The organism is Streptomyces zinciresistens K42 (genome assembly GCF_000225525.1).
Taxonomy (GTDB): Bacteria; Actinomycetota; Actinomycetes; order Streptomycetales; family Streptomycetaceae; genus Streptomyces; species Streptomyces zinciresistens.
Map to the genome: position 1 here is coordinate 1 of NZ_AGBF01000072.1, position 23,380 is coordinate 23,380.

The 23,380-nt window shown below is 74.7% G+C and carries 21 protein-coding genes; 11 read left to right on the forward strand and 10 right to left on the reverse strand.

Translation table 11 applies throughout. The annotated features are described in order from the left end of the window. Positions 1 to 84: 84 nt before the first annotated feature. The 3 genes from SZN_RS19855 to SZN_RS19865 all read left to right on the forward strand — a co-directional run bounded on the left by SZN_RS19855 (position 85) and on the right by SZN_RS19865 (position 2,886). Positions 85 to 798, forward strand: a complete 714-nt coding sequence (locus SZN_RS19855) for an alpha-ketoglutarate-dependent dioxygenase AlkB family protein (RefSeq protein ID WP_007497833.1) — start codon at positions 85 to 87, stop codon at positions 796 to 798. Positions 799 to 833: 35 nt separating this feature from the next. Further along, entirely contained in the window at positions 834 to 2,099 is a 1,266-nt protein-coding gene (locus tag SZN_RS19860; RefSeq protein WP_007497835.1) for an ROK family protein, read from the forward strand. 337 nt (positions 2,100 to 2,436) lie between these two features. Then, entirely contained in the window at positions 2,437 to 2,886 is a 450-nt protein-coding gene (locus SZN_RS19865) for an RpiB/LacA/LacB family sugar-phosphate isomerase (protein WP_007497837.1), read from the forward strand. 315 nt (positions 2,887 to 3,201) lie between these two features. Here SZN_RS19865 and SZN_RS19870 read toward each other — a convergent pair whose 3' ends face one another. Together SZN_RS19870 and SZN_RS19875 are read right to left on the reverse strand one after the other, a co-directional pair. Continuing rightward, the gene (locus SZN_RS19870) at positions 3,202 to 3,738 is read right to left on the reverse strand and encodes an ATP-binding protein (protein ID WP_078508749.1); all 537 of its coding nucleotides are present in this window, start codon (positions 3,736 to 3,738) and stop codon (positions 3,202 to 3,204) included. Between the two features lie 182 nt (positions 3,739 to 3,920). Continuing rightward, positions 3,921 to 4,244: a hypothetical protein gene (locus SZN_RS19875; RefSeq protein WP_043731922.1), complete on the reverse strand. Its 324-nt coding sequence runs from the start codon at positions 4,242 to 4,244 to the stop codon at positions 3,921 to 3,923. A 338-nt stretch (positions 4,245 to 4,582) separates the two neighbouring features. On the opposite strand from SZN_RS19875, the gene cds1 reads away from it, so the two are divergent. Further along, the gene (gene cds1, locus SZN_RS19880) at positions 4,583 to 5,707 is read left to right on the forward strand and encodes an L-cysteine desulfhydrase Cds1 (protein WP_007497843.1); all 1,125 of its coding nucleotides are present in this window, start codon (positions 4,583 to 4,585) and stop codon (positions 5,705 to 5,707) included. A 28-nt stretch (positions 5,708 to 5,735) separates the two neighbouring features. Here the strand turns inward: cds1 and SZN_RS19885 are convergent, their stop codons facing one another. Then, a complete protein-coding gene (locus SZN_RS19885) occupies positions 5,736 to 6,215 on the reverse strand; it encodes an SRPBCC family protein (protein ID WP_007497845.1) in 480 nt (159 codons plus the stop codon). Positions 6,216 to 6,272: 57 nt separating this feature from the next. Further along, complete coding sequence (locus SZN_RS19890) at positions 6,273 to 7,100, reverse strand: DeoR/GlpR family DNA-binding transcription regulator (RefSeq protein WP_007497846.1); 828 nt, start codon at positions 7,098 to 7,100, stop codon at positions 6,273 to 6,275. A 309-nt stretch (positions 7,101 to 7,409) separates the two neighbouring features. On the opposite strand from SZN_RS19890, the gene SZN_RS19895 reads away from it, so the two are divergent. After that, entirely contained in the window at positions 7,410 to 9,764 is a 2,355-nt protein-coding gene (locus tag SZN_RS19895; protein ID WP_007497849.1) for a hypothetical protein, read from the forward strand. Between the two features lie 13 nt (positions 9,765 to 9,777). Here the strand turns inward: SZN_RS19895 and SZN_RS19900 are convergent, their stop codons facing one another. The 4 genes from SZN_RS19900 to SZN_RS19915 all read right to left on the reverse strand — a co-directional run bounded on the left by SZN_RS19900 (position 9,778) and on the right by SZN_RS19915 (position 14,415). After that, on the reverse strand, positions 9,778 to 12,216 hold the full coding sequence (locus SZN_RS19900) for a right-handed parallel beta-helix repeat-containing protein (protein ID WP_007497851.1): 2,439 nt from the start codon (positions 12,214 to 12,216) through the stop codon (positions 9,778 to 9,780). 111 nt (positions 12,217 to 12,327) lie between these two features. Continuing rightward, entirely contained in the window at positions 12,328 to 12,933 is a 606-nt protein-coding gene (locus tag SZN_RS19905) for an Rv1733c family protein (protein WP_007497853.1), read from the reverse strand. Between the two features lie 182 nt (positions 12,934 to 13,115). Then, positions 13,116 to 13,940, reverse strand: coding sequence for an MOSC domain-containing protein (locus tag SZN_RS19910; protein ID WP_007497855.1), 825 nt, complete (start codon positions 13,938 to 13,940; stop codon positions 13,116 to 13,118). 43 nt (positions 13,941 to 13,983) lie between these two features. After that, entirely contained in the window at positions 13,984 to 14,415 is a 432-nt protein-coding gene (locus tag SZN_RS19915; protein WP_007497857.1) for a DUF6643 family protein, read from the reverse strand. A 299-nt stretch (positions 14,416 to 14,714) separates the two neighbouring features. Here SZN_RS19915 and SZN_RS19920 point away from each other — a divergent pair, with 299 nt between their 5' ends. Continuing rightward, a complete protein-coding gene (locus SZN_RS19920) occupies positions 14,715 to 15,962 on the forward strand; it encodes a TerD family protein (protein WP_043731908.1) in 1,248 nt (415 codons plus the stop codon). On the opposite strand, the gene SZN_RS19925 is transcribed toward SZN_RS19920, so the two are convergent. Continuing rightward, a complete protein-coding gene (locus SZN_RS19925) occupies positions 15,963 to 17,138 on the reverse strand; it encodes a glycosyltransferase (protein WP_007497861.1) in 1,176 nt (391 codons plus the stop codon). A gap of 58 nt (positions 17,139 to 17,196) precedes the next feature. Here SZN_RS19925 and SZN_RS19930 point away from each other — a divergent pair, with 58 nt between their 5' ends. Both SZN_RS19930 and SZN_RS19935 read left to right on the forward strand, forming a co-directional pair. Beyond that, positions 17,197 to 17,982, forward strand: a complete 786-nt coding sequence (locus SZN_RS19930; RefSeq protein ID WP_007497863.1) for a glutamate racemase — start codon at positions 17,197 to 17,199, stop codon at positions 17,980 to 17,982. Between the two features lie 99 nt (positions 17,983 to 18,081). Next, positions 18,082 to 18,624 carry a hypothetical protein gene (locus tag SZN_RS19935; RefSeq protein ID WP_007497865.1) on the forward strand — a complete coding sequence of 181 codons (543 nt, stop codon included), beginning with the start codon at positions 18,082 to 18,084 and terminating at the stop codon, positions 18,622 to 18,624. A gap of 124 nt (positions 18,625 to 18,748) precedes the next feature. Here the strand turns inward: SZN_RS19935 and SZN_RS19940 are convergent, their stop codons facing one another. Beyond that, complete coding sequence (locus SZN_RS19940; RefSeq protein ID WP_063741762.1) at positions 18,749 to 19,822, reverse strand: O-antigen ligase family protein; 1,074 nt, start codon at positions 19,820 to 19,822, stop codon at positions 18,749 to 18,751. Positions 19,823 to 20,265: 443 nt separating this feature from the next. On the opposite strand from SZN_RS19940, the gene lnt reads away from it, so the two are divergent. The 3 genes from lnt to SZN_RS19955 all read left to right on the forward strand — a co-directional run bounded on the left by lnt (position 20,266) and on the right by SZN_RS19955 (position 23,295). Next, complete coding sequence (lnt, locus tag SZN_RS19945; RefSeq protein ID WP_043731913.1) at positions 20,266 to 21,879, forward strand: apolipoprotein N-acyltransferase; 1,614 nt, start codon at positions 20,266 to 20,268, stop codon at positions 21,877 to 21,879. A 72-nt stretch (positions 21,880 to 21,951) separates the two neighbouring features. After that, positions 21,952 to 22,431, forward strand: a complete 480-nt coding sequence (locus SZN_RS19950; RefSeq protein ID WP_007497868.1) for an NUDIX hydrolase — start codon at positions 21,952 to 21,954, stop codon at positions 22,429 to 22,431. Between the two features lie 54 nt (positions 22,432 to 22,485). Further along, positions 22,486 to 23,295, forward strand: a complete 810-nt coding sequence (locus SZN_RS19955; protein WP_007497870.1) for a 3-hydroxybutyrate dehydrogenase — start codon at positions 22,486 to 22,488, stop codon at positions 23,293 to 23,295. Positions 23,296 to 23,380: the final 85 nt, after the last annotated feature.

Below are 23,380 nucleotides of genomic sequence, written 5' to 3' on the forward strand. Positions count from 1 at the left end.
GATGAGCTCACGGCGGCCGGGCTCACTGCGGATGGGGGAGGGGCGGGAGGAGGGGGAGGAGGGAGGAGGGAGGAGGATGGGGAGATGGACGCCGAGCTGTTCCCACGGGAGCCCGCCCGGGTGGCGCCCGGCGCGGTGCACCTGCCCGACTGGCTGGACGGCCCCGCCCAGCGCCGGCTGCTGGACGCCTGCCGGCAGTGGGCCCGCCCACCGGCCGGCCTGCGCACGGTCCGCACCCCCGGCGGCGGCACGATGACCGCCCGGCAGGTCTGCCTCGGCCGGCACTGGTACCCGTACGGCTACGCTCCCACCGCCGTCGACGGCGACGGCTCCCCGGTGAAGCCGTTCCCGCCCTGGCTGGGCGACCTGGCCCGCCACGCGGTCCGGGACGCGTACGGGCCACCCGGCGGCGGCGCGGGAACGCCCGGCGAGCCGAATCCGCAGTCCGGGGCCGCGCCCGCCGCCCCCGCCGCATCGGAACCGGCGTACGACATCGCGCTGATCAACTTCTACGACGCCGACGCCCGCATGGGCATGCACCGCGACAGCGACGAGAAGGCGCTCGCTCCCGTGGTGTCCCTGAGTCTCGGCGACACCTGCGTCTTCCGCTTCGGCAACACCGAGACCCGCACCCGGCCCTACACCGACGTCGAACTGCGCGGCGGCGACCTGTTCGTGTTCGGCGGCCCGGCACGCCTCGCCTTCCACGGGGTGCCCCGGGTGCTGCCGGGCACCGGGCCGCCGGAGCTGGGCCTGAGCGGCCGGCTGAACATCACGCTCAGGGCGAGCGGGCTGTAGCCGCGGCGTCCGCGGATCATGGGAGACTCGCCCCCATGAGCGGCAAGGCGCACCCCCGGACGGCGGGGGAAGGGACCACGTCGAGGGCGCGGCTGGACCGGGGGCGCGGCGCGCTCGGGCCCGCGCTGGAGCTCGTCCACACCGGACGCGCGCCCACCCGGGCCGTCCTCACCGCCGAACTCGGCGTCACCCGCGCCACGGCCGGCGCGGTCGCCGCCGAACTGGAGGCGCTCGGACTGATCCGCGTCGACGCGCGGCCCGGCGCCGCCGCCGGGTCCCAGGGCCGTCCCTCGCACCGGCTCGCCGTCGCCGAGGACGGGCCCGTCGTGCTCGCCGCGCAGGTCCACGCCGACGGGTTCCGGGCCGCGCTCGTGGGACTCGGCGGGCGGATCGTCGCCACCGCACCCGGCTGCGAGGCCGTGGACGCCGACCCGGCCAAGGTGCTCGGCTCGGTCGTCGAGGCCGGCGCCGCACTGCTGCACAGCACCGGGCGGCGCTGCGTCGGCGCCGGACTCGCCGTGCCGTCCGCCGTCGCCGAACCCGACGGCCTCGCGCTCAACCCCCTGCACCTGGCATGGCCGGTGGGCGCCCCCGTCCGCCGTATCTTCACGGAGTGCGTGCGTGCGGCCGGGATCGCCGGTCCGGCGTTCACCGGCAACGACGTCAACCTCGCCGCCCTCGCCGAGCACCGGCACGGAGCCGGACGCGGCGCCCGCGACCTGCTGTGCGTGGCCACCGGGCACCGGGGCGTGGGCGGCGCGCTGGTGCTCGACGGCCGTCTGCACACGGGCAGTTCGGGCCTGGCCCTGGAGGTCGGCCATCTCACCGTCCAACCCGAGGGCCGCCCCTGCCACTGCGGCAGCCGCGGCTGCCTGGACGTCGAGGCCGACCCGCTGGCACTGCTCACGGCGGCCGGCCGCGCCCCCGGACCGGAGGTGTCCCTGCTCCAGCAGGCCAACGACCTGATCCGCACCCGCTACGCCGACCCGACCGTCCGCACCGCCGTGGAGGCCCTGATCGACCGCCTGGGCCTGGGCCTCGCGGGCCTGGTGAACATCCTCAACCCGGACCGCATCATCCTCGGCGGTCTGCACGGCACCCTGCTCGACGCCGACCCCGAGCGCCTGCGGGCCGTCGTCGCGGACCGCAGCCTGTGGGGCCAGAGCGGCGGTGTTCCGATCCTCGCGTGCAGTCTGGACCACAACAGCCTCGTCGGCGCCGCCGAGTTGGCGTGGCAGCCGGTGCTGGACGATCCGCTCGGGGCCCTGGCGGTCCTGCCTCAGCGTTCCTCGGCGACCTGAAGGACCCGGGTCCGGGCCGGACCGGCGAGGCCCGGACCGCCGCCCGCGGGAAGTCCGGGAACCGTGCGGGGGCGGCCACCTCGCCGACGTCCGGGTCCACGACGGCGCGGGCGGCGTCGTCGACGGGCCGCCGCACCCGGCAGCGGCGTACGCCCGGGTCCGCGCGGGCCGTGGCGAAGCGGTCGGAGGCCGGCTTCCCCCGCTCGAAGTCCGTGACCGCGGGCTCGACGCGCAAGGCCCGCCATGGTGGCCTCCTCGGCCCGCCCCCGCTCGTCCCCCTGCTCGGCCGCGGCCCGCGCCGCCGCACCCCGGCACCGGCGCGGCTATCCTTCGGGCCATGCGGATCTCCGTCTCCTCCGACATGGACGAACCCGTGGCCCGCCTGCTGCTCGGTGAACTGCGGGCCCGCGGCCACGACGTGGCGCCCCACGGCGCGCTCAGCCCCGGCGCCGACCCGCGGTGGGCCGCCTGCTCCGAGGCGGCCGCCCGCGAGGTCGCCGACGGCACGGCGGACCAGGCGGTGGTGTGCTGCTGGACCGGCACGGGCGCGTCGATCGCCGCCAACAAGGTGCCCGGCGTCCGCGCCGCCCTGTGCACGGACGCCTACACCGCGGACGGCGCCCGGCGCTGGAACGACGCCAACGTCCTCGCCCTGAGCCTGCGCCTGACGTCCGGTCCGCTCCTGAAGGAGATCCTCGACGCCTGGTTCGCCGCCGACGCCCCCCAGGACGCCGAGGACCGCGAGAACGTGGCCCGCGTCGCGCGACTGGACGAGGCCCGGCGCTAGCCAGGGCGTGTTCCGAAGGCCCCGTCCGCCCGGCGGCGACGCTCCTTTCGGAACACGCCCCGCTCCCCGCGGGCGACGTCCGCCCGTCGGGGAGCGGTGTCCGGTGCGGCGGGGGCGGGCGTGCCGGGCACCGGCGGCGCGGACGTCGCCCGCCGTGCCGGCGCCGACTGTCCGTCCACGACGAGCAGTTCGGCCGCAAGGGCAGGAACGGCGGGGCGTGACCCCCGTCCGTGCCGCGGGCGCCGTGGAGGCACGGTGGCGACACGGGCGGGCGGGGGACAGGGGCGCGGCCTTCTGCGTCCGCTCGCCGCCCGGTCAGCCGACGGCGGCCGACCGGGCGGGAGCGTGTTCCGGCCTGAGCAGGTCCACCGGCGCCCCGACCTCGGCGAAGCGGCGTGCGGGCTTCTCCACGGCGGGACGCTGCGGCGGGCGGGGCGGAGCGGCCCGTGCCACCGCGGGCAGCGTGAACCACACGACCTTGCCGGACTCGCCGTCGGGCAGGGCGCCCCAGCTGTCGCTGACGGCGGCCACCATGGCGAGCCCGCGCCCGCAGGTCGCGAGTGCGTCGGCGTCCGGGGTGGCGCCCGCGACCGGCAGCCGCGGGTCACTGTCGCGCACGGAGACCTTCAGCCGGTCGAGCAGCAGCTCGATCTTCACGGTGCACGACTTGTCCGGCCGGGCGTGCTGGTGGACGTTGGTCAACAGCTCGGTCACGCCGAGCGCGGCGCGGTCTATCAACGGGTCCAGATGCCAGTAGCGCAACTGCGCCGATACGATTCTGCGGACCTGGCCGATCCGCGACGGCAGGGCTTGGAGCTCCACCGTGCAGTGCCTGCTTGGGTGACTGATCACGGCTGCGACTCCCCGACTGAAGAGGTCCGGAAGAACACGGAGTAGGGATTCAGCAGAGGCTTGAGGGAACGGCCGCCTGCTGTCATGACCGGCGGGCTGGTTCGCAGCGTTATCGCCGGTAAACCCAGAGTGACGTGGGACCAGCGTGACGCATGCGGAGCGATAGCGCAACTCACCGTGACTCAGCCCTTACGCCCCGCAGCCTTGCGTACCGCCTCGATGAACCGGCGCGCGGCCGGGGGGCCGGGCTCTCCGGGTGCCGGGTCGTGCTTCGCGAGCGTCAGCGAGTAGCGGCTGCCGTTGAGGTCCGCGAGGGCCCGTCCGTCCGCGGCGAACCACGGCCGGGACGCGCGGACCGCCTGCACCGGGGCGCTGTCTATCTCGCTGCCGTAGCTGGTGAGCAGTTGCAGCCGGCCGTCGCTGATGCGGACCTGGCCGGCCCGGGTCAGGGAGCGCAGCCGCTTCCCGATCCGCACGCCCCTGGCCGTGAACTCCGGCTCCGCCATGCCCGCCCCCTCGCGCCCGTCGGTGCCGCCGGCCGCCGACCGGGGCTCCGGCACCGAACCGATCGTGGTCCCGTGTACGCCGTGTCCGGGATCCTCGTCCCGTCCGGTGCAGTCTGCCCCCGTCCCGGGTGGAGCACCAGTGCGCGGAACGCCCCCGGCGGGGGCGCTCGAAGCACTCGCCGAATGCGCCCCCGCCGACCGCGCCGGCCCGTGACCCAGGTGTGTCTTTGAGACGCCCAAAGAAGTGTTTATGCAGGTGAGGAGCGTGCTGAAGAAGTTTATGCTCGAAGTGACGGCCACGCGGGTCGCCGTTGCCGCACAGCACGAGGAGCAGCGCCGTGAGCACCGTTCAGCACACCCCGACCGGCGTGACCCTCGACGTCGACCGCACCGACGGCACCTATCGGGACTGGCTCAAAGAAGCCGTCCGCAAGGTCCAGGCCGACGCCAACCGCTCGGCCGACACCCATCTGCTGCGCTTCCCGCTCCCGGAGCGGTGGGGCATCGACCTCTACCTCAAGGACGAGTCGACCCACCCGACCGGCAGCCTCAAGCACCGCCTCGCCCGCTCCCTGTTCCTGTACGGCCTGTGCAACGGCTGGATCCGCCCGGACCGCCCGGTGATCGAGGCGTCCAGCGGCTCCACCGCGGTCTCGGAGGCGTACTTCGCGAAGCTGATCGGCGTGCCGTTCATCGCGGTCATGCCGCGCACGACCAGCGCCGAGAAGTGCCGGCTCATCGAGTTCCACGGCGGGCGCTGCCACTTCGTGGACGACTCGCGCACGATGTACGAGGAGTCCGCACGCCTCGCGCGGGAGACCGGCGGGCACTACATGGACCAGTTCACCTACGCCGAACGGGCCACGGACTGGCGGGGCAACAACAACATCGCCGAGTCCATCTTCCGCCAGCTCAGGCTGGAGCGGTTCCCCGAGCCCGCCTGGATCGTGGCCACCGCCGGCACGGGCGGCACCTCCGCGACCCTCGCCCGCTATGTGCACTACATGCAGTACGACACCCGCATCTGCGTCGCCGACCCGGAGAACTCCTGCTTCTTCGAGGGCTGGACCACCGGGCACGCGGACGTCACCTGCGACTGCGGCTCGCGCATCGAGGGCATCGGCCGCCCGCGCATGGAACCGAGCTTCGTGCCCGGCGCCGTCGACCGGATGATGAAGGTCCCCGACGCGGCCAGCGTGGCCGCCGTGCGCGCCCTGGAACAGGCCATCGGCCGCAAGGCGGGCGGCTCGACGGGCACCGGCCTGTGGAGCGCGCTGAAGATCGTCGCCGGGATGGTCGCCGACGGACGCCGCGGCAGCGTGGTGACGCTGCTGTGCGATCCGGGTGACCGGTACCTCGACAAGTACTACTCCGACGCCTGGGTGGCCGCACAGGGCCTGGACATCGCCCCCTACACGGCGGCCGTCGAGCAGTTCCTCGACACCGGCCTCTGGCCGGAATGACGCCGCGGTCCGCGGCCCTGCCCCGGGATCAGCCGGCGGGGCCGGCCAGCCGGCGGTCGAGGGCCGTCACCGCGCCGCGGAACGCCCGGCCGAGGCCCGCCCGCGCGAGCGAGCAGGAGAACCGGAAGGGCGCCGTGCCGTCCGCCGCGAACGTCCACCGCACGCGCGTGCCCGTCCCCGCCGGCGCCAGCCGCCACTCCTCCACGACGGCCCGCGCCCCCGGCAGGTTGGTGACGTCCACGCGATAGGCGTAGACCTCCGGGCTCTGGGCCGCGAGGATCGTCTCGTCGAACCGCGCCCCGCCCCGGAGCCGGATCTCGCGCCGGGCGCCCCCGTCCACGGACACGGCCGTGCGTACCGCGGAGAACCACTGCGCCCAGCCCGGCACATCCTCCGCAAGCGCCGCGAACACGGCCTCCGGGGGAGCGGACGTCTCGCGCGTGAAGACGTGCCGTACGGGCGCGGTCCCGACGAAGTCGAGCCCCACCTCACGCAGCAGATGAGCCATGCAAGAACCCCCCGAGGTGACGCCGCACCGGGCAGCGCCACCCTAGCTGGCGTCCCGTCAGCTGTCTGCACCCTCGTCGGGCTCGCCCGCCACCACCAGCCCCACATGCTCCGCGATCTCGGAACGGACCCCGGCCTCCAGCCCCGCGTCCGTGACGAGCGTGTCGACCTGCTCCAGGCCCGCGAACGAACTCAGGCCCACCACACCCCACTTGGTGTGGTCGGCGACCACCACGACCCGGCGCGCGGACTGCACCAGCCGGCGATTGGTCTCGGCCTCCGCCAGGTTCGGCGTGGACAGACCGGCCTCGACCGATATCCCGTGCACGCCGAGGAAGAGCACGTCGAAGTGGAGGGCGGCGATCGCCTGGTCGGCCACCGGGCCCACCAGTGAGTCGGACGGGGTGCGCACCCCGCCCGTCAGCACGACCGTGGCCGCGCCCTGCCGGGGGCCCGTGGTGCGCTGCGCGGCGTGGAAGACGTCGGCGACCCGCACCGAGTTCGTGACGACCGTCAGATCGGCCACGTCGGTCAACCGGTGCGCCAGCGCGTACGTCGTCGTACCGCCCGACAACGCGATCGCGCTGCCCGGCGCCACCAACTCGGCCGCGGCCCGCGCGATGTCCTCCTTGGCGGTCAGCTCCAAACCCGACTTGGCCTCGAAACCCGGCTCGTGCGTGCTCGCCTCGACCACCGGGACGGCTCCGCCGTGCACCTTCTCCAGCACGCCCTGCCGGGCGAGCGCGTCGAGATCGCGGCGGACCGTCATGTCCGACACCCCGAGCTTGCGCGTCAGCTCGTTGACCCGCACCCCGCCCCGGCGCCGGACCTCGTCGAGGATCAGGGCGCGCCGCTGCTCCGCGAGGAGGTTCTGATTCTCGCTCACGTACGCTCCGGTCCTTTCGCCGCGGCCGTCCCGCCTGCCCCGCCACCGGCTCCGACGAGGACGTTCACGCCGTCGCGGCGGGTGGGGGGTCCCCATCCTCGCACGGGCGGCCACCGGCGGCGCCACCGACGGTCCCGTCGCGCTCATGTCACTTCTGCACCTGCTGTTCCCGTCCCTTTCACACGGACCGGGGCCCTTTCACACGGACCGGGGAGATTCCGCGGGGAGAGGTGTAGGAGGGCCCTCCGGCGGAGATCCTGTGCCCGCACGGGCAAAAGCCGAGGCTCGTCACGGGGGGAAGCGGCCGGCATGGATCGCGCGCGGGAACACATGGCGATGGACGGGGCGGACGCCCCGCGGGAACTGCCCGGCGGACCGGGCGGAGGACCCGGGCACACCGGGATCGCCCTGGAACTCCTCGTCCACGGCGTCGGCGGCACCACACCGCAGGACATGCTCGACGACCCCCGCACGGTGCGGATCAGCGGCGACGACACCGCCGCCGTCTTCCGGCGCGCCGACGACGCCGACGCCGAGGACCGGCCGGACGACTACCGGGACCGACCGGTGCCCGAGGCGTACGTCTGGTGCAACCTCACCTCGGGGAACAGCGCACGCGCCCTGTGGCTGCTGCTCCTGCCGTTCATGGTCGTCAACCTCGCCCACTGGATGCGCCCCGCCGCCCCCGGCCGCGCCCGCACGGTCAGGCTCTACGGCCTGCTGGTCCGGCTCGCCGCGCTGACCCTGACCGTGCTCTTCGTCGCGGCCGCCTGCGAAGTCGCCCTGGATCTCGCGGCCTGGCAGTGCGCGGGCACCCGCGCGTGCACCGACCGGCACACCTGGCTGGGCTTCCTGTCGCCGGCCGAGGGCGGCTGGTGGAGCCGGCCCGGCCGGCGGCTCGCCCTCGCCGCCGCGGTGCCCGCCGCGCTGACCGGTCTGCTCTGGTACCTCTCCCGCCGCACCTGGGGCGCCTACGAGTCCCAGCAGCCGATGCCCCGGCAGGACGAGCCCGACCACGAGACGGGCGGCACCGCCCTGGGCCGCCCCGGCTTCTGGTACGGCCGCCGCCTCGTCGCCCGGCTGCGTGCCGCGCACACCGCCGCGGGACTGCTCACCGTGGCCGCGGCGGTCGGCTCGGCCGCCGCCCGCTTCGACCGCCGGCCGGGCGGCCCGGCGGTGCTCGACACCCTGGGCCGGCTCCTGGAGGCGGCGCTCGTCGCCGGCGTGGTCGCCGTCGTCTGGGTGGTCTGCCGCAGGGGCCGCAGCGAGAACCGCCTCGACCGCGAAATCGACGCGCACCTCGTACGGTGGCTGCCGCTCGCCGCGCTCGCCCTGCTCGCCCTGGCCGCCGTGTACGCGGGCTGGGAGCGGCCCGGCTGGCAGTCCACCGGACGCCTCGCGGGAGACGCCGCCTTCGGCGCCCTCGCCTTCCTCCAGGGACTGCTCGTCGTCGCCCTCGCCGTCGTCGCCCGGACGCTGCACCGCGCCCGCCCGGACCCGCGCGCCGCCCTGCGCGGACTGGGCGGACCGGCCGTGGTGACGCTGGCCGGCGCCCTCGGCGGCGTGATGTCCGGCGGAGTGTCCCAGCGGGTCGCCGACTGGCTCGACGGCACCGACTCCTCCCTCGCGGGCCCGCCCGTCCTGCTGACCTGGCAGGCGTCCGCGATCCCGCCGCTGCTGCTCCTGCTGCTCCTGCTCTGCGCCCTGCTGGCACGGCGGGCCTGGCTGCTGCGCCGCACCGAACTCGGCGCGGTCGAACGCGACTACCCGCACGAAGCGCACGACACCGCGCGCACCCGCCGCATCGCGAGCACGCGCGCGATGGCCACGCTCACCGACCGGGCGCCGCTGATCGTCGCCGTCACCGCGACCGCCACCCTGCTCCTCGGCGCCGCAGCACTGGCCGGCTCCCTGAGCGGCCGCACGCCCGGCGACGCCGCAGACGGCACCTACGCCTTCGTCCAGGGCGCCGCCCAGACCGCGCAGGCGCTGGGCTCCTGGCTGATCGGCTTCGGCTTCATACTGTTCGTCACCTGGGGCAGACGCGCCTACAAGGACGCCTCCGCCCGGCGCACCATCGGCATCCTGTGGGACGTCGGAACGTTCTGGCCGCGCGCCGCGCACCCGTTCGCGCCGCCCTGCTACGCCGAGCGCGCGGTGCCCGACCTGACCTGGCGCATGGCGACCTGGACCCGGGCCGGCGAGGGACGCCGACTGGTCCTCTCCGGGCACTCGCAGGGCAGCGTCCTCGCCGCCGCCGCGGCCTGGCAGCTGACCCCCGAGGACCGCGGGCGCGTCGCCCTGCTGACCTACGGCTCACCGCTGGAGCGCCTGTACGGCCGCTGGTTCCCGGCCCACTTCGGCCCCCGGGCGCTCGCCTCGCTGCACGCCGACATCGACTGCTGGCGCAATCTGCACCGGGCCACCGACCCCATCGGCGGCCCCGTCCACGTCCTGCGCGAGCAGGGCCCCGCCGTCGACCGCGAGGCCCTCAAGGACCCGCTGGCCTACGGCCGTACCCCCGAACAGCCCCTGCCCGCCCCCCTCCTCGGGCACGGCGACTACCAGGCGGACCCCGCCTTCGCGCAGGAACGCCGCCGCCTGCTGGCCCGGCTGCGGCCCGGCGTGCCCGGTCAGCGGCCGGACCCAGCGGACGAGGACTGAACCGGCCCGCAGTTCACAGCGGCTGCGGCAGGTCCTCCGCGTACAGCAGCGTCAGATCGTCCGTGCTGGGCTCCGGGAGCTGTGCCACCCGGCTCGCGTGCCGCTCCACCATCGCCTCGAAGGTCTGGCGGGCGGTACGGCCGTTGCCGAAGGCAGGACCCTTGGGGAGCACCTTGAAATACGTGCGCAGCGCCTCGCCGACACCGGGGCCGAGCCGGTACTCGTGCTCCTCGCTCTGCTGCTCCACGATGCGCAGCAGCTCCCCGGGGCCGTAGTCGCTGAAGGTGATCGTCCGTGAGAAACGGGACGCCACACCCGGGTTGACCGACAGGAAGCGCTCCATCTCGGCGGTGTAGCCCGCCACGATCACCACGACCGCGTCCCGCTGGTCCTCCATCAGCTTCACGAGCGTGTCGATGGCCTCCTTGCCGAAGTCGCGGCCCGAGTCCTCCGGCGACAGCGCGTACGCCTCGTCGATGAACAGCACACCGCCGCGCGCCCGTTCGAACGCCTCCTGGGTGCGGATCGCCGTGGAACCGATGTGCTCGCCCACCAGGTCGACCCGTGAGACCTCCACCAGATGACCCTGCTCCAGCACCCCGAGGGAGGCGAGGATCTCGCCGTAGAGGCGGGCGACGGTGGTCTTGCCGGTGCCGGGGGAGCCGGTGAAGACCAGGTGCCGCTTGACGGAGGCGGCCTTCAGACCGGCCTGCTGCCTGCGCCGGCCGACCTCGATCATGTCGGTCAGGGCGCGCACCTCGCGCTTCACGCTGTCCAGGCCCACCAGCGCGTCCAGTTCACCGAGGACGGCCTGCGAGGTGCGCGCCGGCGCCCCGGACGGCGCGGGGGCCGCGGCCGGCTCCGGCTCGGGACGGCGCCGGCCCGGGACGGCGCCCAGCAGGCCGGGGGACTGGTGGGCCGTCTGCGCGACGGGCTCCGGCGCCGGGTCGGGCCCGCGCAGGCCCGCGCTCTCGTCGCTGGTGCAGTCCTGCACGTCGGGCCCTGTGCCGGACACCGCGTCGGGGCCCTCAGCGAACTCGTAACCGCCGCGCGCGCACCGCTCCGTACGGCACTTCCGCAGGGTCGTACGGCAGCCGTCGATCACATGGAAGCCGTAGCCGGCGCTGCCCCGGACACGGCAGTTGAGGAAGGTGCCCCGGCCGCCCGCCGAGACGTAGAAGCCGGCCTCCGCGGGGGACTCCACCGTGCACCGCTCGATGGTGGGGTCGGCGCCCTTGGTGACGATCACCCCGGTCTGGGTGCCGTCCAGCGTGCAGTTGTTCAGGGTGCCGCCGCTGCCGTGGTCGCGGAACCAGGCGCCCGTGGCCGCGTCCCGGATACGGCAGTCGTCGAGCTGGGCCGTCGCCCCGTCGCTCACCGACACCGCCGTGTTGCGCACCTGCGACAGATCGCTGTCCACGACGTCCGCGCGCGAACCGCGGTCCAGCACGAACAGCGCGTCCGGCACGTCGTGCACCCGGCAGGAGTCCAGCACGGCGGTCGCCCCGTCGCTGACCCACACCGCCGGGTAGTCACCGGTGCTGTCGAAGATCTCGCACTGGTTGGCGTCCACGCGCGTGCCCGGGTCCCACACCGACAGGCCGTTGCGCCCGAACTGACGCACCGTCGTGCGCGTCAGCGTCAGCACCGAACGCGAGCGCAGGTCGACGGCGTTCTCCGGGATGTCGTGGATGCGGCAGTCGGCCAGGGTCAGCACGGCGTCGGTGTCGAGGGTGACGCCGTCGGCGGTGGTGCGGTGCACGTCGCAGTCGGTGAGGTGCGCGGTGGCGCGCCCGGAGACCTGGACGCCGGAGCCTCGCACCTCGTAGATCTCACAACCGACCGCCTCCAGCGCGGAGTTCTCCCCGGTGGCGGTCAGCCCGGAGCCGGAGGCGTGGTGCACCCGACAGCGGTCGAGGCGCGGGTGCGCGCCGCCGCGCACCGCGACGCCGGCCTGCCCGGCCGCGACGACCTCGCACTCCTCGAACACCCCGCCCCCGCCGTCGAGCACGGCGATCCCGATGCCCGCGGGATTGTCGACGGTGCAGCGCCGCACGGTCGGCCGCGCGCCGCCGCGCACCTCGATGCCGGCCGCGGACCGGGTGACGATCCGCACGTCCGTCAGCTCCGGGGCGCCTTCCTCGATCAGCAGCGCGGGAGACGTCGTGTCCTGGCCCTCCACGTGCAGGTCCTGCACCACCGCGGAGGCGCGCACGGTCAGCGGCACCCCGTCCACCGGGGCGATGCGCACGGAACCGGGGGAGCCCTCGGGACCGCGCAGGGTCACCGCCCGCTGGACGACGAGGTTCTCCCGGTACGTGCCGGGAGCGACGGTGAGGACGTCGCCGTCCGTCGCGGCCTCCAGGGCGGCCGCGAGCGAAGCGTACTCACCCGTGCGGCGCCGCCACCGCGAGGTGCCGGTGTGCGTCACCTGGACCGTGCCCTGTGCCATGGCGTTGATGTGCCCCCACCTCGAAGTACGCGGGTTGTGCTGCCGAAGTGTGTCGGCCGGTCCACCGTAGCGTGCGCGCGGGCGCTGGGTTGACCAGAGCCGCAAAGGCCGTCAGCTGCCGGCGCCGGTCCGTCCCCAGTCCGGCCCGGCCCTGTCCCATGCCTGGTCCCAACGGTCGTACCGGCGCCGGACCATGCGCCAGACGATCAGGCGTCTGGCGGCCTCCACGGCGGCCGCGGCGAGCAGGGCGGCGCCGAGTCCGGCGAGCACCGCGTGCTGACCCGCGGTCGCGGAGTCCATGGGGCGGGCGACGGCCCGGCCGTGGCGGTCGGTCCATATCCGGAAGCGGTCGCCCGGAGCGGGCCGGTCCAGGTTCGTCATGAGCTTGCCCCGGTGCGCGGAGCCGTCCGGACCGGTCCAGCCGGCGACGACCGGGACGCGCGCGTCCCGGCCGGTCGCCGCCTCGGGGTCCACCTCCGCCGCGGAGCCCTCCACCCTGCGGACCACGGTCGCCGTCACCAGGTGCCGGGACGCGTGCTGTTCGCGCACCGAGCGCTGCAGCGCGTCCTGCGCGAGCGACCCCACCAGGCAGCCGGCCAGCGGAGCCAGGACGAGGATCAGGAGCAGGGCACCCAGGGCGAGCCACGCCTCGGCCGCGTCCGTCGGGCGGCGCAGCTGATTGTGCCGCCAGCGCCACAGTCCGATGATCGCCCGCATCGCCCCTCACCCCCCCCTCACCGCTCCCGTGCATCCCCCCGCCGGCCCGCTCGCCCGCGGCCCGCGCGAGGAGAGAGCGACGTCACCCGCCCCCGGGTGTCTCTCATGAAGTTCTCACAAAAGTCCCAACGCCCGGACACCGGGGCCCGGTTCCCGTTCCCCGGCTCCTCGCGGAACCCGCCTCAGCCGTGGACCGTGACCGGGTCGCCGACGCGGATCGTGCCCCGGTTCAGCGGCACGAGATTCTGCCCGAACACCAGCTTGCCGCCCTGTCTGCGATGGCGCGCCAGGGTGTGCAGGGGCTCCCGGCCGCGTACGGCGGTCACCTGGTCGGTCGTGGTCACGACGCAGCGCCCGCACGGCTTCGCGACCCGGAAGGCGACCTCCCCGATCGAGACGCGGGACCAGCCGTCCTCGGCCCACGCCGCGGTGCCGGACACGACCGCGTTCGGCCGGAAGCGGTTCATCGGCAGGGGGCCCTCGGCCGCGTGCTCGCCCCGCGCGATGAGGGAGTTGAGCGCGTCGAGGGAGGCGGTCGAGGTGAGCAGCAGGGGGTAGCCGTCGGCGAAGCTCACCGTCTCGCCCGGCAGCGCGAACTCCGGGTCGACCGGCCGGCACCCGGCGGGATCGGCCATGTGCACCAGGCGGACCTCGGCCCCCAGAAGGGCGCCGCACCACGCGTGGGCTGCGTCGTCGGCGAGGACCGCCTCGACCTTGTCCCCGAAGACCTCCGCCGTCACCTCGGCGCCCGCGCGCGGCACGGACACGGTCAGCGGGTCGGCGCCGGGCGCGGACAGGCGCAGGCCGCCACCGGGCGACAGCTCGGCGACGGCCTGCGCGAGACGCGGCTGCTGGCGCTGCGTCACGACCCTTCCCCCGGCGTCGATCAGCGCCCAGCGCCGGTCCCCGGCCAGCCCCCAGGGCTCCACCACGGCCTCCCGGAGCGCGGAACTCCGGAACGCCTTGACCGGATGAACGCTGATCGACTGCAGTCGCGGGTGCCCCATGGAGCCATCGTGCCAGGTGGCACCGACAGCCCGCCGGAAAGGGTCAGTAGCCGCGGTACTGCTGGTTGTTGTACGGATCCTGGTAAGGAGCCGCGGCCGGACGGGGAGCCGCCGGGCGCATCGCCTCGTAGCCCGAGCCGCCGGGCGCCATGGGGCGGGGGTGCTGCTGCTGCGGACCCGGGTAGCCGCGGGGCGCCGCCTGCTGCGGGATGTACGGCGCGTGCGCCTGCTGCAGCGGAGCCGGCTGCTGCGCCTGCGGGTAACCGTAGGAGGGCTGGGAGGGGCCCGCGGGGAGGGCGGGCAGCGCGGACGGCAGCGCGGGCAGGTTGCTGCCCGGCATGTCGTACGCGGCCGGGACCCGGATCGGGGCGATCTGCGGGGTTCCCCGCTCGGCCACGAGCGAGTCGTAGATCGGGGTGTCCGGGAAGGAGGCGGAGTAGTAGCCGCCGCCATAGGTGGAGCGGGGGGAGGTCATGGCACATAAGGTAAGCCCACGATGCGCTGGTTGGGGAGACCGATAAGAGGGTTGTTTCGTGTGCTCGCGGTGACGTCGGATCCCCAATACGAGCGAACTCGGCAAAAAAGGGCGCCAAACGGTGTTTGGATCCTGTAAAGACCGAGTTCCGGGCCGGTTACCGGCGGTCGGTCTCCCATGTTCCCGCGCCCCTCACGGGAGTTCGAGGACCGGGGGAATAGGTTGACCTCCGGAGAGAACACGACAGGCGGCCGGGGCACGACCGGCGCGTCGAACAGGTGAGGGGGGCGGACATGACAATGTCGAAAGGGTCCAATGTTCCGGTGCCGACGACGGCGCTGCGCGTCGAACTGGGCCGCCGGTCAGGACCGGGAGTCCCCGACGCGGACGCGTCGGCACTGCTGCTGGTCGGCGGAAAGGTCCGCTCGGACGCCGACTTCGTCTTCTACAACCAGGCCGCCCATTCCTCCGGAGCCGTGCGCCACGAGGGCAAGCGCGAGACCGGCGGGACGGTGACCGACACCCTGTTCGTCGACCTCGCGCGCGTGGAGCCCGCCGTCGAGACCGTCATCCTCGCCGCCTCCGCCGACGGCGGGACGTTCGGCCAGGTGCCCGGCCTGCACATCGAGGTCAAGGACGCGGCCCGGGGCGCCACCGTCGCCCGCTTCGACAGCACCGGCGCCACCGTCGAGACCGCCTTCGTCCTCGGCGAGTTCTACCGGCGCCAGGGCGCCTGGAAGTTCCGCGCCGTCGGCCAGGGCTACGACACCGGCCTGCACGGCCTCGCCACGGACTACGGCATCACCGTCGACGAGCCCCAGCAGCCGGCGCCGCCCGCTCCCGCCGCGCCCCCGCCGCCCGCGGCACCCCCCGTGACGGCGGCCCCGCCCGCCCCCCAGGCGCCGCCGGTCAGCCTCAGCAAGGTGACGCTCACCAAGGCGGCCCCCTCGGTCTCGCTGACCAAGCAGGGCGGCACCTCCGGCGTCATGCGCGTGAACCTCAACTGGCAGGTCCGCAAACAGTTCTCCGGCTGGGCCGCCAAGCTCGGCCGCCCCACCGCCCTGCACAACGACCTCGACCTCGACCTGTGCGCCCTGTACGAACTCGCCGACGGCAGCAAGGGCGTCATCCAGTCCCTCGGCAACGCCTTCGGCGCCCTCCGGCACCCGCCGTACATCCACCTCGACGGCGACGACCGCACCGGCGCCGTCGACAGCGGCGAGAACCTCACCATCAACCTCGACCACCAGCGGGCCTTCCGGCGCATCCTCGTCTTCGTCACGATCTACGAGGGAGCCCGCTCCTTCGCCGACCTGCACGCCACGGTCACCCTGTCGCCCCAGCACGGCGCCCCGATCGACTTCTCCCTCGACGAGTGCACCGTCCCCTCGACCGTCTGCGCCCTCGCCCTGATCACCCACACCGGCAACGACCTGATCGTCCAGCGCGAGGCCCGCTATCTGGTCCCCGAGCGAGGGGTCAGCCCGCAGCGCACCGTCGACCACGCCTACGGCTGGGGCATGAACTGGACCCCGGGCCGCAAGTAGTCAGCCCTCGTCGGACACCGCCTCCGGACGCGCGTAGGTGCGGCCCTTCCAGGCCGCGCCGCGCCCCCGGTGGTGCCGCACGGCCGAGTCGACCGTCATCAGCAGATAGAGCGAGGCGGTGAAGGGCAGCAGAGGCGCGAGCCACAGCGGCTGCCGGTAGTACCGGAGCATCGGCGCGTACGTCCCCGCCATCACCAGCCACGCCGCGCCGCCGACGGCCGCGGCCACCGGGTCCCCGCCGGCCAGGCCCGCCGCCACCGCCGCGGGCGGCACCAGATACACCAGCACCAGCCCCGCGACCGTGCCGGCCAGCAGCGCCCGACTGTGCCGCAACTGCGCGTACGCGCTGCGCGACACCATCCGCCACAGGTCCCGCAGCCGCGGACTGGGACGCACGCTGTCCACCCGGTCGGCCAGGCCCAGCCACAGATGCCCGCCGATCGCCCGCACGGCCCGCGCGAGCGCCACGTCGTCGATGACCGCATGCCGGATCGCGTCCGGCACGCGCGCCCGCTGCGCGGCGTCCGCCCGCAGCAGGACGCAGCCGCCCGCGGCCGCCGCCGTACGACCCCCGCGCCTGCCGATCCACCGGAACGGATAGAGCTGCGCGAAGAAGTACACGAACGCGGGCACGACCAGCCGCTCCCACGGGCTCTGCACCCGCAGCCGCGCCATCTGCGACACCATGGCGTACCCGCCGGTCCCGGCCGCCGCGACCAGCTCGCGCAGGCTGTCCGGGGCGTGCGCGATGTCCGCGTCCGTCAGCAGCAGGTACTCCGGCTCCCGCGCACGGGCAAGCCCGATGCCGTGGCGCACCGCCCAGAGCTTGCCCGTCCAGCCCGCCGGAGGCTCGCCGGGCCGGTCCACGGTGAGCGGCAGGCCGCCGTGCCGCGCGGCCAGCTCGCGCGCCAGGTCCCCGGTACCGTCCGTGCTGCCGTCGTCGACCAGGAAGACCTCCGCCCGGCCCGGATAGTCCTGGGCCAGCAGCGACGGCAGGCTCGTCGCGAGCACCGCCGCCTCGTCGCGCGCGGGGACGACGACACAGACCGACGGCCACACCGGGGGCGCCACCCGCCGGGGCAGCCTGACGTCCGTACGCCAGAAGAAGCCCTGGCCGAGCAGCAGCCACAGCCAGGCGGCGAGTGATCCGACGGCGGTCCACGCGAGGGCGCTCACGTCGCGCAGTCTGCCCCACGGCGGCGGCCCGCAAGGGCCCATCGACTATCGTGGCCGGGTGAAGATCGCGCTGATGGACTCCGGAATCGGCCTGCTGGCGGCCACCGACGCGGTACGGCGGCTGCGCCCCGACGCGGATCTCGTGCTCTCACTCGACCCCGACGGCATGCCCTGGGGCCCCCGGACTCCCGACGACCTCACCCGGCGCGCCCTGGCCGTCGCCGAGGCCGCCGCCGCGCACCGGCCCGACGCGCTCGTCGTCGGCTGCAACACCGCGACCGTGCACGCGCTGCCCGCCCTGCGCGCCCACCTCGAACCGGCCATACCCGTCATCGGTACGGTCCCCGCGATCAAACCGGCCGCGGCCGGCGGCGGCCCCGTCGCGATCTGGGCCACGCCCGCCACCACCCGCAGCCCCTACCAGCGCGGACTGATCAAGGACTTCGCCGGCGGCGTCCCCGTCGCCGAGGTGCCGTGCTTCGGGCTGGCCGAAGCGGTCGAGCACGCCGACGGTACGGCCATCGAGGCCGCCGTCGCCGCGGCCGCCGCCCTCACCCCGAGGGACGTCACCGCCATCGTCCTCGGCTGCACGCACTACGAACTCGTCGCCGAGCGCATCCGCGCCGCCGTCCGGCACCCCGCTCTTCCCCAGCTCACCCTGTACGGCTCGGCCGACGCGGTCGCGGCCCAGACCCTGCGCCGCCTCGGCGCCCGCCCCGCCCCGGGCGCCGACCCCAGCGGCACCCTCACCGTCCTGCTGAGCGGCCGCGAGGGCACGCTGCCCGAAGCCGCCCTCACCTACCGGGAAGGCCGCCTCCTGCGGACGGCCAGCCCCGCGCGCTGACCGGCGCTCCCGGCGCCCCCGGCCCGCCGTGCCCCGTACGGCGCAGTGACCCTCCGCAGCGAGGTACCGGCGGAGCGGAACCTGAGTAACCTCATAGCCATGAGGGACCACCCCCACGGCAGGAAGCAGCTTCCCGACGTCTGGACCGGACGGGCCACCAACCGGGTCCAGTGGCTGCTCGCGCTCTTCGGCGCCGCCTGCATGGCGCTCGGTGTCAAACTGGCGGTCGACTCGCCGTGGACCGACGGCGACGCCCCGCTCGTGATGGCCGTCGTCGGCTGCATCGCGGCCGGACTCCTCGTCCTCTTCGGCACCCTCGCCTTCGTCCATGTCGCCCTGAAGGTCGACGAGGAGTGCCTGGAAGTGCGCTGCGGCCACATCGGCGTGCCGCGCCGCCGCATCCCCCTGTCCCACGTGGCAGGCGCCGACTTCGTGCCCCTCGTCACGCCGCGCCACTGGGGCGGCTGGGGCTACCGCTGGCGCCCGGAGAAGGGCACCGCGGTCGTCGTACGGCGCGGGGAGGGCCTGGTGCTCCGGCTGTGGGACGGCCACTCCCTGACGATCACCGTGGACGACGCCGAGGCGGCGGTCCGGGTGATCAGAGACCGGCTGCGGGCGCGGGCAGCGGGTTCGGCGCTCTGACGGGGCGGCCCCGGAGCGGGGTCCGCCGCCATCGCCGGCACCGGTGACCGGTTCCTTGGCGCTCGCCTGCTGGAGTGACCGGCTCACGGGCGCGTGGCCGCCGGGGTGGCCGGCTCCGCGCCGCTCACCCGTTCAGGTGGCCGGCTCCGCGCCGTCCGCCGGGCCGCTGCCCGGCCTCGGGGGTGGGGGTGTCCGCCAGGGGGCGGGCCGTGGCGAGTCCCGCCAGCAGTCCCGCGCCCACCGTCACCGCCGTGAAGCTGAGCGCGTTGCCCACGGCGGCGATCCCGGCCAGCGCGGTGAGCGCCGCGCCCGCGGTGAGCGCGACCGGCGTGGGGCGCGCCGTGCGCCACAGCGCGAAGAGCAGCCACCCGAAGACCGCCGCCAGCAGGAGGACGCCGACCAGGCCCTGCTCCGCCGCCTGCTGCCACAGCGCCGAGTGCGGTCTGCCGTCCGACGGCAGCGCCGCGTCCCGCGTACCGAAATCCCCGAAGCGCCCCGGCCCCACGCCCAGGCCGAGGTCTCCCCGTGCCAGCACCAGGGCGTCGTGCCAGAGCCGGATCCGGCCCCGGGTGAGCTGCGCCTCCACCCAGCCGGCGAGCCCGCCGGGCACCGTGCGGGCGGCGATCGCCCAGCTCAGGCCGCCGATCGCGAGCGCGGTCACCGCGAGTCCCGCGATGCCCACGCCGCAGCGGCGGATCCGCCCGGCGGCCAGCGACGCCAGTACGACGGCGGAAGCGGCGAGGAAACCGCTGGTCGAGCCGAGGGCGGCCGCGGTCACCGCGATGGCGGCGGCGAGCACGCGCAACCCCAGGCGCAGCACCGGCGAGGACGTGGCCCAGGCGGCGCAGCACGCGGCGCCCGCCGACAGCGTCAGGACGGCGGCGGTGGCCCCGGTGTGCCCCAGCGGCGCGGCGAACTGCGGGCCCGGAGCGAGATGCGGCACCGCCAGGGTCAGCGCCAGCCCCGCCAGCGCGCCGGCGGCGGGCGCCGCGACCGGCACCAGCGCACCGCCGATCCGGCCCGCGGCGTAGCCGGCGGCCAGGGCGAGGATCGCGAGCAGCACGCCCTCCGGCCTGCCGTCGTGCAGCGCGGCCGAGATGAGCGACCAGGCGGCGCAGGCCCCCAGCACCGCGACACCGGCCGCGTCAGAAACGTTTCGTCTGTCGCTGTCCTCGTCCGGACCTGCCGCAGACGCCATCCCCGTGAGACCCACCCAGCCCCCCGAACCCGGTCCCCCGACCGTGACCGGCCCCGGCCGCGCGGACCTGAACCGTGCGACTGGGGCTCGGGCTCACCGTAACCGCTGACCGTCGATTTGTGGACGTCCTGTGCAGGAGGGATGCGCGGGGAGCAGCCCCGGGGCCGCCCGGCACGGTCCGCGACGGTCCGCGGACGCGGCACGCGGGGGCACATCGTGCCCCCGCCGGTCGGCCGTGTCTCCGTCACGCGTCCGCGCACACGGTGCCGGGTGCTCCTCGCCGGCCGGTCTTACGGCCCGCGCCCGGCAGCCGTGTGTCCGGCGCAGGCGGATCACCGCCGACGGGGCCTGCGGCCGTTCCCGGCGGTTGGCGGGGCCGTGGGCTTCCTCACCTGCGCCGACCGCGCTGTCGGTGCCGAGGGCCCCCGCCGTACACTCCCGGAGTGACCGTCACCGCAACTTCCGTGGGCGAGTCGGACCAGCTGCCGCCGCAGACCGTGCCCGCCTCGCGCGCGGCACGGCTCGTGCGACGCCTCGGGCCGCCCCTCGCCGCCGCCCTCTTCGGAGTGCTGCTCTACGTCAGTTTCCCGCCGCGCACCCTGTGGTGGCTGGCCGTGCCCGCCTTCGCCGGCTTCGGCTGGGTCCTGCACGGCCGCAGCTGGAAGGCGGGCCTCGGCCTGGGCTACCTCTTCGGCCTCGGCTTCCTGCTGCCCCTGCTCGTGTGGACCGGAGTCGAGGTCGGCCCCGGCCCCTGGCTCGCCCTCGTCGTCATCGAGGCGGTCTTCGTCGCGCTGGTGGGCGCGGGCGTCGCCGCGGTCTCCCGGCTGCCCGGCCGGCCCCTGTGGGCGGCGGCGCTGTGGATCGCCGGCGAGGCGGCACGCGCGCGGGTGCCGTTCAAGGGCTTCCCCTGGGGCAAGATCGCGTTCGGTCAGGCCGACGGCGTCTTCCTGCCCCTCGCGGCGCTCGGCGGCACACCGGTCCTCGGCTTCGCGGTGGTGCTGTGCGGCTTCGGCCTGTACGAGGCCGTCCGGCTCCTCCTGGAGCGGCGCCGCACCGGCAGTGTGCGCCGGTCCGCCGCGGCCGTGGCGCTCCTGAGCGTCGCCGTGCCCGTGGCGGGCGCGCTGGCCGCCCGCCCCCTGGTGAGCGCCCGCGCGGAGAACGGCACGGCGACCGTCGCCGTCATCCAGGGCAACGTCCCGCGCGCGGGACTCGACTTCAACGCCCAGCGCAGGGCCGTACTGGACTACCACGCCCGGGAGACCGAGCGCCTCGCCGCAGCGGTCGACGCAGGCAAGGTCGCGCGCCCCGACTTCGTGCTGTGGCCGGAGAACTCCTCCGACATCGACCCCTTCGCCAACCCCGACGCCCGTGCCGTCATCGACAAGGCCGCCAAGGCCATCGGGGCGCCCATCTCCGTCGGCGGTGTCGTCGAACGGGACGGCAAGCTGCTCAACGAGCAGATCCTGTGGGACCCCGAGAAGGGGCCCGTCGACACCTACGACAAGCGGCAGATCCAGCCCTTCGGCGAGTACCTGCCCCTGCGCTCCCTCGTCGGCGCGATCAACGAGGAGTGGACCTCGATGGTCCGCAAGGACTTCAGCCGGGGCAGCGAGCCGGGCGTGTTCACCATGGACGGCGCCAAGGTCGGCCTGGTCACCTGCTACGAGTCGGCCTTCGACTGGGCGGTGCGCTCCGAGGTCGTCGACGGCGCCCAGATGATCTCCGTGCCCAGCAACAACGCGACCTTCGACCGCAGTGAGATGACCTACCAGCAGCTCGCGATGTCCCGCGTCCGCGCGGTGGAGCACAGCCGGACCGTCACCGTGCCGGTGACCAGCGGCGTCAGCGCGATCATCCTGCCGGACGGCACGATCACCCAGCGCACGGGGATGTTCGTGCCCGCCTCGCTCGTGCAGAAGGTCCCGCTGCGCTCCAGCCAGACCCCCGCCACCCGGCTTGGCATCCTGCCGGAGATCGCCCTGGTGCTCGTCGCGGCCGGCGGCCTCGGCTGGGCGGTCGCCTCGGGTCTGCGCGCGCGCCGCACCGGCGACGCGTAGCCGTCCTGCGCCCGCGTGGCGCCCCGGGCATCGGACCGGGGCGCCACGCGGGGGCCCGTTAGGGTCGTGGCCATGGCTACTCCTGACTTCATCCGCACGATCAGGGCCGCCGCCGGCCACCAGTTGCTGTGGCTTCCCGGCGTCAGCGCCGTCGTCCTCGACGACGGGGGGCGTGTCCTGCTCGGGCAGCGCGCCGACAACCTGCAGTGGGCCGTGATCAGCGGCATCCCCGACCCCGGCGAGCAGCCGGCGGCCTGCGCCGTGCGCGAGGTGTACGAGGAGACGGGGGTCCGCTGCGTCGCCGAGCGGATCGTCCTGGTCAAGTCCGGCGGTGAAGTCACCTATCCCAACGGCGACCAGTGCCAGTTCATGGACATCACCTTCCGCTGCCGGGCCGTCGACGGGGAGGCCCGTGTGAACGACGACGAGTCCCTCCAGGTGGGATGGTTCGCGATGGACGCCCTCCCGGAGATGAGCGAGCGGCAGATCTTCCGGATCAAGCAGGCACTGGCCGATGAACCCACGTGGTTCGAGCCTATGAGCCGAGGCTGAAGTATGGGCTGTGACCATATGTGGCCTGGGGATGACGCTGCCTAGGGTCGAGCCATGACCCCGCCCAGCATCCCTCCCGCCCAGGGCCCTCCCCTGCCCTCCCCGCTCGACCTGGGCGGCCGGACCGCCCTGGTCACCGGCGCCGCCGGCGGCATCGGCCGCGCCTGCGCACTGCGCCTGGCCGCCGCCGGGGCCAAGGTGAGAGCGGTCGACCGGGACGGGGCCGGGCTGGAATCGCTCGTTGAGCGGGCCCGAGGGCTCGCGGGCGCCGTCGAGCCCCAGGTTCTCGACCTCATGGACCTGGCCGCCGCCGAACTCGCCGCGGCCGGCACCGACGTCCTCGTCAACAACGCCGGGCTGCAACTGGTGCGCCCCATCCAGGAGTTCCCGCCGGAGGTCTTCCACACGGTGCTCACCGTGATGCTCGAAGCGCCGTTCCGGCTCATCCGTGGTGCCCTGCCCCATATGTATGGGCAGGGCTGGGGGCGGATTGTCAATGTGTCCTCCGTCCATGGGCTGCGCGCCTCCGCCTACAAGTCGGCCTATGTGGCCGCCAAACATGGTCTGGAAGGACTCTCCAAGACGGCGGCCCTGGAGGGCGCCGCCCACGGGGTCACCTCCAACTGTGTGAATCCCGCCTATGTGCGCACCCCACTGGTCGAGAAGCAGATCGCCGACCAGGCCCGCGCCCACGGCATCCCCGAGGAGCGCGTCCCGGCCGAGATCCTCCTCCAGGACAGCGCGGTCAAGCGGCTCCTCGAACCGGAGGAGGTCGCCGAGGCCGTGGCGTACCTGTGCAGCCCGCAGGCGTCGTTCGTCACGGGGACGTCGCTGACCCTCGACGGCGGCTGGACCGCGCACTGACCAGCCGCCCCCGACGCTCCGCGGCGGCCGGAACCCGAGTTGTCCACAGGGCTGACGAGGTGGTGCCGCGATGAGCAATCCTGTC

Bases quoted from the DNA above. Each gene is read 5' to 3' on its own strand.
- SZN_RS19875 (WP_043731922.1), bottom strand. From the start codon at position 4,244: ATGGCGGAGCCGGAGTTCACGGCCAGGGGCGTGCGGATCGGGAAGCGG.
- SZN_RS19955 (WP_007497870.1), top strand. From the start codon at position 22,486: ATGACCCCGCCCAGCATCCCTCCCGCCCAGGGCCCTCCCCTGCCCTCC.
- SZN_RS19910 (WP_007497855.1), bottom strand. From the start codon at position 13,940: ATGGGGCACCCGCGACTGCAGTCGATCAGCGTTCATCCGGTCAAGGCG.
- SZN_RS19865 (WP_007497837.1), top strand. From the start codon at position 2,437: ATGCGGATCTCCGTCTCCTCCGACATGGACGAACCCGTGGCCCGCCTG.
- SZN_RS19885 (WP_007497845.1), bottom strand. From the start codon at position 6,215: ATGGCTCATCTGCTGCGTGAGGTGGGGCTCGACTTCGTCGGGACCGCG.
- SZN_RS19900 (WP_007497851.1), bottom strand. From the start codon at position 12,216: ATGGCACAGGGCACGGTCCAGGTGACGCACACCGGCACCTCGCGGTGG.
- SZN_RS19860 (WP_007497835.1), top strand. From the start codon at position 834: ATGAGCGGCAAGGCGCACCCCCGGACGGCGGGGGAAGGGACCACGTCG.
- SZN_RS19915 (WP_007497857.1), bottom strand. From the start codon at position 14,415: ATGACCTCCCCCCGCTCCACCTATGGCGGCGGCTACTACTCCGCCTCC.
- SZN_RS19905 (WP_007497853.1), bottom strand. From the start codon at position 12,933: ATGCGGGCGATCATCGGACTGTGGCGCTGGCGGCACAATCAGCTGCGC.
- SZN_RS19855 (WP_007497833.1), top strand. From the start codon at position 85: ATGGACGCCGAGCTGTTCCCACGGGAGCCCGCCCGGGTGGCGCCCGGC.
- SZN_RS19935 (WP_007497865.1), top strand. From the start codon at position 18,082: ATGAGGGACCACCCCCACGGCAGGAAGCAGCTTCCCGACGTCTGGACC.
- SZN_RS19920 (WP_043731908.1), top strand. From the start codon at position 14,715: ATGTCGAAAGGGTCCAATGTTCCGGTGCCGACGACGGCGCTGCGCGTC.
- SZN_RS19950 (WP_007497868.1), top strand. From the start codon at position 21,952: ATGGCTACTCCTGACTTCATCCGCACGATCAGGGCCGCCGCCGGCCAC.
- SZN_RS19895 (WP_007497849.1), top strand. From the start codon at position 7,410: ATGGATCGCGCGCGGGAACACATGGCGATGGACGGGGCGGACGCCCCG.
- SZN_RS19940 (WP_063741762.1), bottom strand. From the start codon at position 19,822: ATGGCGTCTGCGGCAGGTCCGGACGAGGACAGCGACAGACGAAACGTT.